A 14,025-nucleotide genomic window follows, 5' to 3' on the forward strand; every position below is an offset into this window, starting at 1 on the left:
GCGGCTGCGCGGCGAAATTCACTAAATTTTCACGGCCATTCCTACCGGTTTGTCTCCAAGCCCTGTAAACCGGCCTTCCCTGCTCGTGCAGCTGGCGGCGGTTCGCTTTCCGCCGTCCTTATTCCCAGTCTATGCACGCGCAGCCCAAAAAAGAAGGCGCCGGTCAAAGCCCCCGGTTTCCAGGAAAGGGAGGGGCTTTGCCAAAGTTCTTCCGGCAAAAAAATCTAGCTATCTTTTATATATGCAACAGAATCAAATTATTTGCATAGAATCTTCATATTTTCATCCATCCTGTGAATTGCAAAGCATGATGAAAATCTGATATAATATCATTTATGGATAAAATAAGTGCAGCGGCAGGCTGCACAACGTGATGCCGTTCCGTCCGGACGCGGCAAAGGAGGAAATCTCAGTGGATATCCATGTCGGTGATGTTTTAACCATGAAGAAAAACCATCCCTGCGGCGCGAATTCCTTTCTGGTGCTGCGCGTCGGGATGGATTTTAAGATAAAATGTGAAAACTGCGGCAGAGAGGTCATGCTGCCGCGCGGCAAGGTGGAAAAGAATATCAAAAAAATTGTGCGCAATGAAACAATTGGAGGATAAGCATACATGTTTGAAAAACTGAAACAGGTCGAGGACAAATATGAAGACATCAATCAAAAGCTGATGGACCCCAATGTGGTGACCGACAACACCCAGTACACCGCGTTGATGAGGGAGTACAAGCAGCTCACGCCGGTCGTGGAGAAATACCGCGAATATGCGGCCGAGCAGGCATCCTTTGACGAGGCGAAGGAATTGCTGGATATGGGCGGCCTGGAGAGGGATTTCAAGGAAATCGTCGAGGAACAGTACGAGCAGAGCAAAGAGAACGTCGAGAGAATCGCGCAGGAGCTCAAAATCCTGCTGCTGCCAAGCGACCCGAACGATGAAAAGAACGTCATCATCGAGATCCGCGGCGGCGCGGGCGGCGAGGAAGCGGCGCTGTTTGCGAATTCCCTGTTCCGTATGTACAGCATGTATGCGGAAAGCAAGGGCTGGAAGAGCGAAATCTTAAACGAAAACGCGACCGAGCTTGGCGGCTTCAAGGAGGTCAGCTTCTCGATCAGCGGCGAGGGCGCGTATTCGAGACTCAAATTTGAGAGCGGCGTACACCGTGTACAGCGCGTGCCGGAAACCGAGGCGTCCGGACGCATCCACACCTCGACGGTCACCGTAGCGGTGCTGCCGGAGGTTGAGGACGTCGAGATCGAGATCAACCCGACCGACCTGCAGATCGATACCTTCCGTTCGAGCGGCGCGGGCGGCCAGCACATCAACAAGACCGAATCGGCGATCCGCATCACCCATCTGCCGACCGGCATGGTGGTGGAGTGCCAGGATGAGCGCAGCCAGTTTAAGAACAAGGACAAGGCCATGAAGATTCTGCGTTCCCGGCTGTATGAAAAGAAGCTGCAGGAACAGAACGACGCGATCGCGTCGCAGCGCAAGCTGCAGGTGGGAACCGGCGACCGCTCCGAGCGCATCCGCACCTACAACTATCCGCAGGGCCGTGTGACCGATCATCGGATCGGCCTGACCCTCTATAAGCTCGAGCAGGTCCTGAACGGCGCGTGCGATGAGATTTTCGACGCGCTGATCACCTTCGATCAGGCCGAGAAGCTGCAGGCGCAGACCGAGGAGCTTTAACCGTTTGGAATTTATGAAAGCTGTTTCAAAAAATGATGCTGTGAATTGGATGAGATAAACCGAAAGACGGGGCTGCGCATAGGCTCCGTCTGACGTTATTTATACGCCTGCGCCGGCGGATAGACCGATGGGCGTTTGTAAATCCATTTGGAAAGAAGCAGCATGGATGAGCAATAAATATAAGGGAGGGAGTCGGCAGTGTCCTCCATCCAGAACGGAACGCACACCGCCGGATGAATTGATGCATACAAAATTATTGACAACATCGGAACAGGACCTCAGGGAGGCCGGAGCCATTCTGCGCGGCGGGGGCCTTGTCGCCATCCCGACCGAAACGGTATACGGGCTGGCGGCCAACGCATTGGATGAGCGTGCGGTGCGCTCCATCTTTGAAGCGAAGGGACGGCCGCAGGACAATCCTCTGATCGTGCATGTCTGTGACACCGCCATGATCCCGGCGCTGGCCGCTGGGGTGCCGGATGCCGTCCGGTCACTGGCAGAACGGTTCTGGCCGGGGCCGTTGACCGTGATCATGCCGAAATCCGACAAGGTTCCTTCCGCGACGTCGGGCGGGCTTGATACGGTTGCGATCCGTTTCCCATCCGATGAAACGGCGCGCAAGATCATCGCATATGCCGGCGTGCCGCTCGCGGCCCCGAGTGCGAACCTGTCCGGAAGCCCCAGCCCGACGACGGCGCAGCACTGTATCGACGATATGACCGGCCGCATCGACGCGATTGTCTGCGGGGAGGATTGTAAGGTCGGCGTCGAATCCACCGTCATCACGCTGGCGGAAAATCCGCCGCGGCTGCTTCGTCCGGGCGCCGTGACGCTGGAAATGCTGCGGGAGGTCCTGCCGGACATCGTGCTCGACGCGGCCGTCAAGCACCGGCTGAAGCCCGGCGCGGTTGCCGCGTCTCCGGGCATGAAGTACAAGCACTATGCGCCCAAGGCCAAGGTGGTGATTCTGGACGGGTCGTTCGAACAGTTTGCGGCCTATGTCGGCGAGCACCGGCAGACGGATGCATACGGGCTGGTGTTCCGCGGGGAGGAGCAGTGTTTGGATCTGCCATGTGTATCCTACGGTAGTGAAACGGACAGCCTGTCACAGGCCAAGGGCTTGTTCGGCGCGCTGCGCAGGCTCGATGAGCTCGGCGCGAAGCAGGTGTTTGCACGGATGCCATCCAAGACCGGCGTGGGGCTTGCCGTCTACAACCGTCTGATCCGCGCCGCGGGATTTGATGTGATCAAGCTTTAGCATACAGAATGACGGATGGCAGCCTTACAAGGGGATTGACATCGGATGTCGTCCAAGACCGGCGTGGGGCTTGCCGTCTGCAGCTATCTGATCTGAGCCGCGGGATTTGATGCAATCAGGCTTTAGCATACAAAATGACGGATGGCGGTCTTATAAAGGGATTAACATCGGATGCCGTCCAGGACCGATGTGAAGTTTGCTGTCTGCAATGTCGATTTTATTGATTCATATTGCAGTCGGTGGGAACGGATGAAAGCAGTAACCATATGGATTTGTTCCAGTAAGATTTATGGCTTCTAATCAACAGGAATTTTTATAGATTGCTACGAGTTATGGGGTACATGGATGGACTTAAAAGGAATTTAGAACGGCCTGTTTCCTGCAGTGCAGCCGTACGGCTGCAGCAAAGACGGAAGCGGCAGGGACATCCTGCTTTGCCAGGGCTTGTATACCACATAACGGAAAGATTCTGTGATAAAACTTTAAAGTATGGCTATATCATGGAAACCTTTCTTCTATAAAATGGAGATCAGTGACAGCGTATCGGAAGGAGAATGCGGCGTGATTATTGGACTGACCGGTCCGACCGGTGCGGGCAAAACAACGGTTTCCGGCATGCTTGAAACGTATGGCGTCCAGTTGATCGACTGCGACAGGCTTGCCAGGGAGGTTGTCATGCCGGGAAGGCCCTGTTTAAGGGAAATCCGGGATGTCTTTGGCGCAGGCGTTCTGCACGCGGACGGCAGCCTCGATCGGAGCGCGCTTGCGGACATGGTGTTCACCGATTCGCAGCAGCTGCAAAAGCTCAACGATATCATGTTTTCAGCCATCATAAATGAAATAAAATTGCGTATCCGGCAATTAAACGAAACTGGCGCGCATATACTAATAGATGCACCGACCCTTTTTGAAAGCGGTGCGCACCGGCTCTGCGATATCATCCTGGTGGTACTCGGCAGTGAGGAAAACCGGATGAAACGGATTGTGGAGCGTGACCATCTCAGCGAACAGAACGCCGGAAACCGGATGCGTGCGCAGCATGCGGAGACGTTTTACCGGCAAAGGGCTGATTTTGTAATAGAAAACAACGGAAGCCTGTCCGATCTGAAGCGGCAGGCCGCGTGTTTTGCCAAACAGTATGATTTGTAGGGGAAGTTTTGGATAGGATAAGGGGTATTCAGACACCCTTTCAGGGAGTAAGTCATGTATCGAACCATTCGAGTAAAGAGAATTCTGCCCTGGACCATCGTCCTGGGCGTGATGATTTTGGTGTTGGCCGGATATTTTGTCGGCAGAGAGATCTACTACCGATACAGCTATCCGTTTAAATACAGCGAATACGTCGAGCAGTACAGCAGCAGGTATGGGCTGGATCAAACGCTGACCTATGCCGTGATCAAGAATGAAAGCGGCTTCAAGCCGGATGCCGTCTCTCGGATCGGCGCCAGAGGGCTTATGCAGATCACCTCCGACACCTTCGACTGGGCGAAATTCCGGATGGAGGAAAAGGATTCCGCAACCTATGAGGACCTGTTCGATCCGGAAATGAATATCAAATACGGCACTTTCATCCTGTCGCTGCTGCTGGATGAGTTTGAAACGCCTGAAGTCGCGCTGGCCGCCTACCATGCGGGGTGGGGCAACGTGAAGGAATGGCTCAGCGACAAAGCGCATTCATCGGACGGGTACAGCCTGGACAACATCCCGTTTGACACCACCGACTGGTATGTTAAAAAGATTATCAAGGATCAGGAGGTTTACCGCCAGAGACTGGCTGGAAAAGCATCCTGATTAATAAGAGCGGCAGGCTGCCGCATATACTGAACAAAAATTGCATGTATGAGGAGGAACAATCCATGTCAGAAACCAAGAAAAGCGCAGCGGAGCTTCTGCAGGAGGACCTGCTGACCAGCGGGAAAAACAAGGTGCTGAAATTGTCCGCAAAGGATCTGAGCGAGGCGGACAGCTTCTGCGAAGGATACAAAGCATTCCTGAATGAGGCGAAAACCGAACGGGAGGCCGTGACGTGCGCCATCCGGATGCTCAATGCCGGCGGGTTTGAGGAATTCGACCGCAATAAACGCTATGAAGCCGGCGACCGTGTCTATCTCAACAACCGCGGCAAGGCGCTGGTCATTGCGACGATCGGCAAAAGAAGCCTGAGCGAAGGCGTCCATCTGGTCGCCGCGCACATCGATTCGCCGCGCATCGATTTAAAACCGGTCCCGCTGTATGAGGACGGACAGCTTGCGCTGTTTAAAACGCACTATTACGGCGGAATCAAAAAATACCAGTGGACCGCAATGCCGCTGAGCCTGCACGGCATCATCGTCAAGAAGGACGGCACCCAGCTGACCGTGCACATCGGCGAGGAGGAAAACGACCCGGTCTTCTGTATCAGCGACCTGCTGCCGCATCTCGGCATGGAGCAGTCCAAACGGACGCTTGCGCACGGCATCAAGGGCGAGGAGCTCAATGTGCTGGTCGGTTCGAGACCGTATCCGGATGAGAAGATTAGCGACCCGATCAAATTGAACGTCATGAAGCTTCTGCACGACAAATACGGCATTGTGGAGTCGGACTTCATCTCGGCGGATCTCTGCCTGGTCCCGGCCTTCAAGGCGCGCGACGTCGGCTTTGACCGCAGCCTGATCGGCGCGTATGGACACGACGACCGCGTCTGCGCCTATACGGCATTGCAGGCGGCCATCGAATGCGCCAAGCCGGACTTCACCTCGGTCACGGTGCTGACCGACAAGGAAGAGGTCGGCTCGGACGGCAACACCGGTCTGCAGTCGAGATATCTGGAGTACTTCATCGCCGATCTCGCAAAACCGCACCAGATTGACGGACGGCTGGTGCTCTCCAACTCCAAATGCCTGTCGGCCGACGTCAACGCGGCGTTTGACCCGACCTTCCCGGGTGTCTATGAAAAGCAGAATTCAGCGTTTGTCAACCAGGGCATCGTCATCACAAAGTATACCGGCAGCGGCGGCAAGGGCGGCACGAGCGAAGCCGCGGCGGAGTTTGTCGCCTACATCCGCGATGTCTTGGACAAAAACGGCGTGCTCTGGCAGACCGGTGAGCTTGGCAAGGTCGACGAGGGCGGCGGCGGAACCGTGGCGAAATTCTTAGCCAATCTGGACATCGACGTCATCGACGCCGGCGTGGCCGTGATCTCGATGCACGCGCCCTATGAGATTGTGGCGAAGGTGGATGTCTACAACACCTATGCGGCCTTCAAGGCATTTTTGAACGCATAGGAATCATTCTTTTCGAGAACACTATCCGTAAATGATTGGTGGCCGCACAGAACCGGTTTTGGCGGTTGTGTGCGGCCATTATTTGTATAAAGCGTTTTTGAAGGCTTCAGATGCGGGTGTGAACGCATTCTTTAAAAAATTTGTCCAATTTAGAATTCAGTTTGGCATGTATCCTGTATCAATATGGTTATAGAGCTGTGTCTATCTATACATCTGGACAGCGGAAAAGAACAGTTCCCGCCATGGCGTAGATGGGATAATGAGGCTAGACGAAGCTGTGCTGCAAGAGGACGGCATTCTGTCCGCGACAGCACCTTGCTTGAATAAAGCGCTATGCAGCGTGGCGCCTCTGAGCCGAGCCATTGCGGGTACCCTGCCGTCATCTGGAAGCAGAAACTGCCCAATTCCGGCAAAGCTGCGTGATTGGGGGATTTTCAAGGGGGCGGCAGTCCCCTTGAACGGCCTTTCTTGGTACCTTCTTTGGCCGGCAAAGAAGGTACTGCCACACAGCTAAGATGTTTCTGGAAACATCCAGAAAGCCGCCAAACCCGGCGCTTCAGTTTCCAATATTTTGTAAGCAGCGCAGAATATTATCGGCACGTCGGAAACAACAAAAGCAGAAGACCCCCCGTATCCAACAAAAGAATAATCATCGTTACATATCTCATCGAAAAGATATCTGGGGGGAAGAAGGACAAGCCTGTACATGCGGATAAAAGAAGAAACAGGAAGTTCAGCAAATGCCGGAGCTTCCGGCGGACAAGCCCGCACATCTGCGGCATGGGGAAGGAGAAAGAACAGACTATGTGGTCCATGATCATCTGCGCCGGACTCGGCTTTATCATCGGCATCAAATTTTTTCCATCGAAGTGGAAGAAGGTCAACGGCATCATCCAGATTGCGGCGATCATGCTGACGCTGTTCGCGATGGGCGTCTCGCTGGGCGCCAGCCCCACCTTTTTTGAGGATATCAAAACGCTGGGACTGCGCAGCGTCGTCCTCACCATCGGCGCGGTGCTCGGCAGCATCCTGCTCGTGTACCTGTTCACCCAGAAACTGTTTGTCAAAAAAGGAGAGGATCGGCATTGATGCTGTTTTTGGCTTTGGGAAGCTTTCTGGCCGGCATCCTGGCCGGACAGTTCTTCGGCGGCGAAACGTTCGTCGGAGCGATGGATTTTCTGTCCACCTGGGGACTCAATCTGCTGGTGCTGTCGGTCGGCATCGATATTGGCCTCAATAAAGGCATCTTCAAAAGGATGCGGGTGTTCGGCCTCAAGATCCTGCTGATCCCCGCCAGCATCATCGCCGGCTCGGTCGCCGGCGGCATCCTGGGCGGCGTGCTGACCGGGCTGCCGGTGCGGGAAAGTGCGTCCATTGCGTCGGGACTCGGATGGTACAGCTTTTCATCGGTCTATCTCAACGACCTCGTCGGCCCGCAGGTGGGCACGATGGCGCTGCTGTCCAACCTGTGCCGCGAACTGCTGACCTTCCTGATCATCCCGCCCATTGCAAAAAAGATGAATATTTATACCACGATAGCGCCGGCCGCCGCGACCAGCGGAGATTCGACGCTGCTCTTCATCGAGAAGTATTCGAATGAAGAGGTCGCCGTCATGGCGGTGCTCAACGGCGTACTGCTGACCGCGCTGGTCCCGTTCCTCGTTCCGCTGGTCTTCAACCTGTTCTCAATCTAGGAAGCGCAGAGAATGTCTGGGCATGAACGGAAAAATATGGAAATAAAAGAGGGCCCAAAACCCTTAAATTAAAAAGAAATATTAAATTATTAACAATATGTTTCATATTTTCTTGACAACCACGGTCAAAAAGTTATAATATAAATATGTTGTGTTGTTATAACCTTGTAACAGCACAATGCATAAAATAAGACGCAAAAATGATGAGTTTCTGTATAAAATTTTATATGGAAACTGGCTATAGATCGGAACCGCCCATATTCTGCACACAGCCGGAACGGCGGCGTTTCCAAATGTCCAAAACGGGGGAGACCTGCCGCGGCGGGTGCGAATAACCATTCATATATGGGAAAATCTATCAAGCTTTTTGGGCCTTGAATGAGGGGACCGGTCTATCTGCATATGCCCAGCCAGGCATACTGGTTTGATGCGTTCTGAATCATTTACATCGAAATAAAAATTTCTAGGAGAAGGAGGTATCACAGCAGCTAATGGATCCATTACAACTTATATTGATCATTGTCGGAGTCGTTGTGTTCGGCATCATCTGCGGCGTAGTTGCGTTCTTTTTGGGCACCAACTACCGGCGCAAGGTTGCGGAGGCGGAATTCGGATCGGCTGAAGAGGAAGCCCGCCGCATCATGAACGAAGCCATCAAGACGGCTGAAGGCATCAAAAAAGAATCCCTTGTGGAAGCAAAGGATGAAATCTATAAGATGCGTTCCGAAGCGGAAAAGGAAGTAAAGGAGCGCAGAAGCGAAGTCCAGCGGCAGGAACGAAGGATCAACCAGAAGGAAGAATCCCTCGACCGCAAGATGGATAATCTGGAGAAGAAGGACGACCAGCTCCAGAGAAAGCTCAAAGACGCTGAGAAGAAGCTCAAGGAAGCACAGGACATCAAGGACGAACAGTTCACGATGCTTGAAAAAATCTCAGGATTTACCGCCGATCAGGCGAAGGAACATCTGCTTGACATTCTGGACGAGGAGCTGACCCATGAAAAGGCGGTCAAGATCCAGAACTATGACATGCAGCTCAAGGACGAAGCGGAACAGAAAGCCCGGGAGATGATCTCCCTTGCCATACAGCGCTGTGCTGCGGAGCATGTCTCCGAAGCAACCGTATCGGTGGTGCCGCTGCCGACCGACGAGATGAAGGGCCGCATCATCGGACGCGAGGGACGCAACATCCGCGCGCTCGAGACGCTGACCGGCGTCGATCTGATCATCGACGACACACCGGAGGCCATCACGCTGTCCAGCTTTGACCCGGTCCGCCGGGAAATTGCGCGGCTGGCACTGGAAAAACTCATCATTGACGGACGCATCCATCCGGCGCGCATCGAAGAGATGGTCGAGAAATCCCGCCGCGAGGTGGAGCTCAAGATCAAACAGGCCGGCGAACGGGCCGTCATCGAAGCGGGTATCCACGGTATGCATCACGAGCTGGTCAAGCTGCTCGGCCGCATGCGTTACCGTACCAGCTACGGACAGAACGTGCTGGATCATTCGCTGGAGGTATCCTTTATTGCGGGCATGCTTGCCGCGGAGATCGGCGCGGACGTCAATTTGGCGAAACGCGCGGGACTGCTGCATGACATCGGCAAGTCGCTGAACCACGAAATCGACGGTTCGCATGTCGAAATCGGTGTGGATGTCTGTAAAAAGTACAAGGAAAACCAGGAGGTCATCCATGCGGTGGCCGCACATCATGGCGACATCGAGGCAAAGACAGTGGTTGCCTGTCTGGTACAGGCCGCGGATGCCATTTCCGCTGCAAGGCCGGGCGCACGGCGTGAGAACCTGGAAAACTACATCAAACGTCTGGAGAAGCTCGAAGGCATCGCGAACGCGTTCAACGGCGTGGAGAAGTGCTTTGCAATCCAGGCGGGCAGAGAGATCCGCATCATGGTCAAGCCGGAAATCGTCAACGACGACCAGATGGTACTGACCGCACGCGAGATCGTCAAACGCATCGAAGAGGAACTGGAATATCCGGGACAGATCAAGGTACATGTCATCCGGGAAAACAGGGCGATCGAATACGCGAAATAACCGTCATTTGCGTAACGGCAAAGAAACGTTGGGCCTTTATACGGAAAGTAAAACCGCCTTTGGAACACAGAGGCGGTTTTTTTGACCCAACCGCGGAAGAATGCTTCGGCGGTTTATACATATACTATAGCTGAATATGGCATCCGGTCCGGCATGAAAGCGGCATTTATATGAATGCCAATAAAGCGCCGCTGAACAGATTCCTGCCGCGGGCGTGTATGGCGCCGCGACAACCGATATCGAGACATATGGACTGTGACGCGCCATATTGAAAGGAACGAAACCGACCTGTTCCAGCCGCTTATTCGGTTCGATGGCCTGATCCGTATATTCTGACAAAACTGCTGTGGGAATATACCGATCAGACAATGGAACCAGCCATAGCTTTGTTCCGTTCATATGAAAGATCAGTACCAAAGCGATTTTTCTCTCCGCCGTGAGCGGCGAGAAAAGCCACAAAGAGGAGGACACGATGAAACTGCTGGCGATTGACGGCAACAGCATCTTTAACCGTGCGTTCTACGGGATTCGGATGCTGTCCAATAAAAACGGCGTTTACACCAACGCGATCTATGGCTTTTTAAACATCCTGATGAAACTGTCAAACGAGGTGCAGCCCGATGCGGTCGCGGTGGCGTTCGACCTGAAAGCGCCGACCTTCCGGCATAAACAGTACGAGGGCTACAAGGCGACCCGCAAGGGGATGCCTGAAGAGCTTGCCATGCAGCTGCCCTACCTGAAGGAGCTGCTGGATGCGCTCGGCTATAAACGCGTCGAGGTCGAGGGATACGAAGCGGACGATATTCTGGGCACCTTTGCGAAGTCCTGCACGGACTGCGGCAGCGACTGCATCATTGCGACCGGCGACCGGGACAGCCTGCAGCTGGTCGGGGAGCATGTCACGGTCATGCTGGCGACCACCAAGATGGGGCAGGCCACGACGACGGTCATGGATACGCCGGCGGTACTCGAAAAATACGGCGTACAGCCCCGGCAGCTCATCGACGTCAAAGCGCTGATGGGGGACAGCTCGGACAACATCCCGGGCGTCGCGGGAATCGGCGAGAAGACCGCGCTGAGCCTGATCAGGGAGTACGGAAACATCCAATACATCTACGACCATTTTGATGAGATCGAGCTGAAGCCCGCGCAGCGCACCAAGCTGCAGAAGGACCGCGAGATGGCGTTCCTTTCCCGCGCGCTTGGGGAGATCTGCCAAAACGTGCCGATGGACGCCGACCCGGCGCACTATCAAAAGGATGCGCCGGACGTCCAGAAAGCCGCCGCGCTGTTCAGCGAGCTGGAGATGTTCACACTGATGGAGCGTTTCGGGATCGCTGTATCGGACAAGACGCCGGTCAAAGCCAACCGCGATGTGCGGGTGCTTCGGGACGACGGCATGTTAAAGGATGGGAAGCTGTACACGAAATCCGAAGATGGGTATCAAAGCATCCGAGATTTACAGAAAGTATATCTCCTGTGTACGCATGACGGAGATGATATATCCCAGTACGCCGTGTGCCTGGACGGCAGCTGGACGGCGGAACAGAAGGAAACTGCGGCATGCTGGCAGACGGTTGTCGTATCGGATGATACGGCGTATCTCGATCAAATCATCCGGAATGAAGCGGTTGAGAAGATCGTCTTCGACTGCAAAGCCCTGTACCGCTATGCGCTTCGGAGGGGGCTGGACGTCAAAAACGTTGCGTTCGACCTGCTTTTGGCCGCCTATCTGCTGAACCCGGATACCAGTGTATACGACCTGATCAAGCTGTCGCTCGAATACGACATCGACCGGCCGCAGTTTTCCGGGGACACGCAGGGCATGGATGAGGACTTCCTGACCAAAGCGGGCGTCTTCTGTACGCTGGCGGGCAGGATGCATCGGCGACTGGAACAGAGCGAGCAGATGGAGCTGCTGCAGAATATCGAAATACCGCTGAGCCTGTGCCTGGCGGACATGGAGCTGACCGGCTTCGAGCTGGACACGCAGGGCATCACGGATTACGGAAAAGATTTGGAAACGGAGATTGAAAAGCTCACCGCCAGCATCTATGAGCTGGCTGGATATGAGTTCAACATCAATTCACCGAAACAGCTGGCGGATGTGCTGTTTGTGAAGCTGGGGCTGCCGCCGAAGAAGAAGACCAAAAGCGGGTACTCGACCAATGCCGAGGTGCTGGAAAGCCTGAGCGAGCAGCATGAGATCATCCCGCAGATTCTGGAATACCGCAAGCTGGCGAAGCTCAAATCCACCTATGTGGACGGGCTGCTGGTGCAGGTGGCCGGAGACGGCCGGGTGCACACCAGCTTCAACCAGACCGAAACGAGGACCGGCCGCATCAGTTCGACCGAGCCGAACATGCAGAACATTCCGGTGCGCACCGAGCTTGGCAGCAGGCTGCGGATGTTCTTCCGCGCCAAAGAGGGCTGCAAGCTGATTGATGCCGACTATTCGCAGATCGAGCTGCGGGTGCTCGCGTCGATTGCGAAGGATCAGAATATGATCGAAGCGTTCCAGAACGACGAGGACATCCACACCAATACGGCCGCACAGGTATTCGACCTGCCGCCGCTGTTTGTCACGCCGCTGATGCGCAGCCGCGCGAAGGCGGTCAATTTCGGCATCGTCTACGGTATCGGCGCGTTTTCGCTGTCCAAGAACATCCATGTATCGGTGGCCGAGGCGGACAGCTATATCAAGAATTATCTGAAAACCTTTGGCGGCGTCAAGCAGTATATGGATGACATCATCGCGTTTGGCCGCGAAAACGGCTATGTTGAAACGCTGTATCACCGACGCCGCTATCTGGGCGATCTCAAGTCCTCGAACAGGATCAGGCGCGCGGCCGAGGAACGGATTGCGCTGAACACGCCGATTCAGGGCACCGCCGCGGACATCATCAAGATTGCGATGGTGCGGGTCTATCAGCGGCTGAAGAAGGAACAGCTGAAAACCAAGCTGATCCTGCAAATCCACGATGAGCTGATTCTGGAAAGCCCGGAGAAAGAAGTGGAGACCGCCAAGCGGCTTCTCAAAGAGGAGATGGAAAATGCCGCCCAGCTTGCGGTGCATCTCGACGTCGACGCCAATGTCGGCGAAAACTGGTACATCGCCAAAGGGTAGCGGGATCGTCGGTGGACGATGCCGCGTGCGAATTGATTTGAGGCTTTGCTGAGACACAGCGGAACAACATCCCGCTGTGTCTCAGCAGCATGACCATGTTTGCCAAGGAACACTTGGCAAAGTGGTTTTTATACCGCTGCAGCGCAGCGTCTTCACGCGGTTGCCAGAGTACACCTGGCAGTATGGGATTTATTCCGCTGTGGCACGGCGGCTGTGCTTAGTTTGCCAAGACACCTTGGCAAGGTGGCAGTTACTTCTTTGCGCGGCCAAAGAAGTAACCAAGAAAGGCCATTCAAGGGGGGCCATGCACAGTGGCGCTTAAAGCCAGATGGCCCCCCTTGAAAATCCCCCTCTGATATCCCGCTTTCCGCTTCGGCCGCCTGCGGGCGGCATCCGGTTTTGGGCTGAGTGGTTGGGCAGGGCTAGCAGCGGAAGCTTCTGTGGTTAAAGGCTGTATTCATAGTACCCCGAAACAAAAAGCTGAGAGATAACTTGATTTCCATATTGGGAAGCAAGTTCGTTTGAATGAGTACGATTCAGATTCCATGCAGATTTATCCTGAAAAGAACAATGCCCGCTATGGCGTGGTGGGGACAATGAGGCTAGACGAGAGTTTTGCTTCGTTGGAAGATAAAGCTGACAGCGACAGAACGGAGAAACGGGGGAGCGCCGCGCAACGTGGTGCCTCTGAACTGAGCCATTGCGGGTGGCCTGCCGTCATCTGGAAGCAGGAACTGCCCAATTTCGGAGAGGCTACGTGATTGGGGGATTTTTAAGGGGGCGGTAGTCCCCTTGAATGGCTTTTTCTGGTTACTCTTTTGGCCACGCAAAAGAGTAACTGCCACCTTGCCAAGGCAACTTGGCAGTATAAAAGATGTCCGCTGCACAGCGGTGCAGATAAGGTTCCGCTGTGCCAAAGTATGCCGGCAAACAAGA

11 protein-coding genes are annotated in these 14,025 nt (G+C 54.5%); all 11 read left to right on the forward strand.

The annotated features are described in order from the left end of the window. The first annotated feature begins 412 nt into the window (after positions 1 to 412). Positions 413 to 607 carry a DUF951 domain-containing protein gene (locus BN348_RS01485; protein WP_040195784.1) on the forward strand — a complete coding sequence of 65 codons (195 nt, stop codon included), beginning with the start codon at positions 413 to 415 and terminating at the stop codon, positions 605 to 607. 6 nt (positions 608 to 613) lie between these two features. Continuing rightward, positions 614 to 1,693: a peptide chain release factor 1 gene (gene prfA / locus BN348_RS01490; RefSeq protein ID WP_040195756.1), complete on the forward strand. Its 1,080-nt coding sequence runs from the start codon at positions 614 to 616 to the stop codon at positions 1,691 to 1,693. Between the two features lie 241 nt (positions 1,694 to 1,934). Beyond that, positions 1,935 to 2,951, forward strand: coding sequence for an L-threonylcarbamoyladenylate synthase (locus BN348_RS01495; protein WP_040195758.1), 1,017 nt, complete (start codon positions 1,935 to 1,937; stop codon positions 2,949 to 2,951). 561 nt (positions 2,952 to 3,512) lie between these two features. Then, on the forward strand, positions 3,513 to 4,100 hold the full coding sequence (coaE, locus tag BN348_RS01500) for a dephospho-CoA kinase (protein ID WP_040195759.1): 588 nt from the start codon (positions 3,513 to 3,515) through the stop codon (positions 4,098 to 4,100). Positions 4,101 to 4,154: 54 nt separating this feature from the next. Next, entirely contained in the window at positions 4,155 to 4,742 is a 588-nt protein-coding gene (locus BN348_RS01505; protein WP_040195760.1) for a lytic transglycosylase domain-containing protein, read from the forward strand. Between the two features lie 65 nt (positions 4,743 to 4,807). After that, on the forward strand, positions 4,808 to 6,214 hold the full coding sequence (locus BN348_RS01510; RefSeq protein ID WP_156136369.1) for an aminopeptidase: 1,407 nt from the start codon (positions 4,808 to 4,810) through the stop codon (positions 6,212 to 6,214). 804 nt (positions 6,215 to 7,018) lie between these two features. Beyond that, positions 7,019 to 7,303 carry a LysO family transporter gene (locus BN348_RS01515; protein WP_052446612.1) on the forward strand — a complete coding sequence of 95 codons (285 nt, stop codon included), beginning with the start codon at positions 7,019 to 7,021 and terminating at the stop codon, positions 7,301 to 7,303. Continuing rightward, on the forward strand, positions 7,303 to 7,908 hold the full coding sequence (locus tag BN348_RS01520; RefSeq protein WP_040195763.1) for a LysO family transporter: 606 nt from the start codon (positions 7,303 to 7,305) through the stop codon (positions 7,906 to 7,908). Before BN348_RS01515 ends, BN348_RS01520 begins: the two co-directional genes overlap by 1 nt. A gap of 491 nt (positions 7,909 to 8,399) precedes the next feature. Further along, positions 8,400 to 9,962 (forward strand): ribonuclease Y, encoded by a 1,563-nt coding sequence (gene rny, locus BN348_RS01525; RefSeq protein ID WP_040195764.1) that lies wholly within the window; start codon positions 8,400 to 8,402, stop codon positions 9,960 to 9,962. Positions 9,963 to 10,434: 472 nt separating this feature from the next. Then, a complete protein-coding gene (gene polA, locus BN348_RS01530; protein WP_040195765.1) occupies positions 10,435 to 13,089 on the forward strand; it encodes a DNA polymerase I in 2,655 nt (884 codons plus the stop codon). 521 nt (positions 13,090 to 13,610) lie between these two features. Further along, complete coding sequence (locus tag BN348_RS01535) at positions 13,611 to 13,850, forward strand: hypothetical protein (RefSeq protein ID WP_040195766.1); 240 nt, start codon at positions 13,611 to 13,613, stop codon at positions 13,848 to 13,850. Positions 13,851 to 14,025: the final 175 nt, after the last annotated feature.

It is taken from the genome of Candidatus Soleaferrea massiliensis AP7, assembly GCF_000820765.1.
Taxonomy (GTDB): domain Bacteria; phylum Bacillota; class Clostridia; order Oscillospirales; family Ruminococcaceae; genus Soleaferrea; species Soleaferrea massiliensis.

Bases quoted from the DNA above. Each gene is read 5' to 3' on its own strand.
- prfA (WP_040195756.1), top strand. From the start codon at position 614: ATGTTTGAAAAACTGAAACAGGTCGAGGACAAATATGAAGACATCAAT.
- BN348_RS01495 (WP_040195758.1), top strand. From the start codon at position 1,935: ATGCATACAAAATTATTGACAACATCGGAACAGGACCTCAGGGAGGCC.
- BN348_RS01505 (WP_040195760.1), top strand. From the start codon at position 4,155: ATGTATCGAACCATTCGAGTAAAGAGAATTCTGCCCTGGACCATCGTC.
- BN348_RS01510 (WP_156136369.1), top strand. From the start codon at position 4,808: ATGTCAGAAACCAAGAAAAGCGCAGCGGAGCTTCTGCAGGAGGACCTG.
- BN348_RS01515 (WP_052446612.1), top strand. From the start codon at position 7,019: ATGTGGTCCATGATCATCTGCGCCGGACTCGGCTTTATCATCGGCATC.
- BN348_RS01520 (WP_040195763.1), top strand. From the start codon at position 7,303: ATGCTGTTTTTGGCTTTGGGAAGCTTTCTGGCCGGCATCCTGGCCGGA.
- rny (WP_040195764.1), top strand. From the start codon at position 8,400: ATGGATCCATTACAACTTATATTGATCATTGTCGGAGTCGTTGTGTTC.
- polA (WP_040195765.1), top strand. From the start codon at position 10,435: ATGAAACTGCTGGCGATTGACGGCAACAGCATCTTTAACCGTGCGTTC.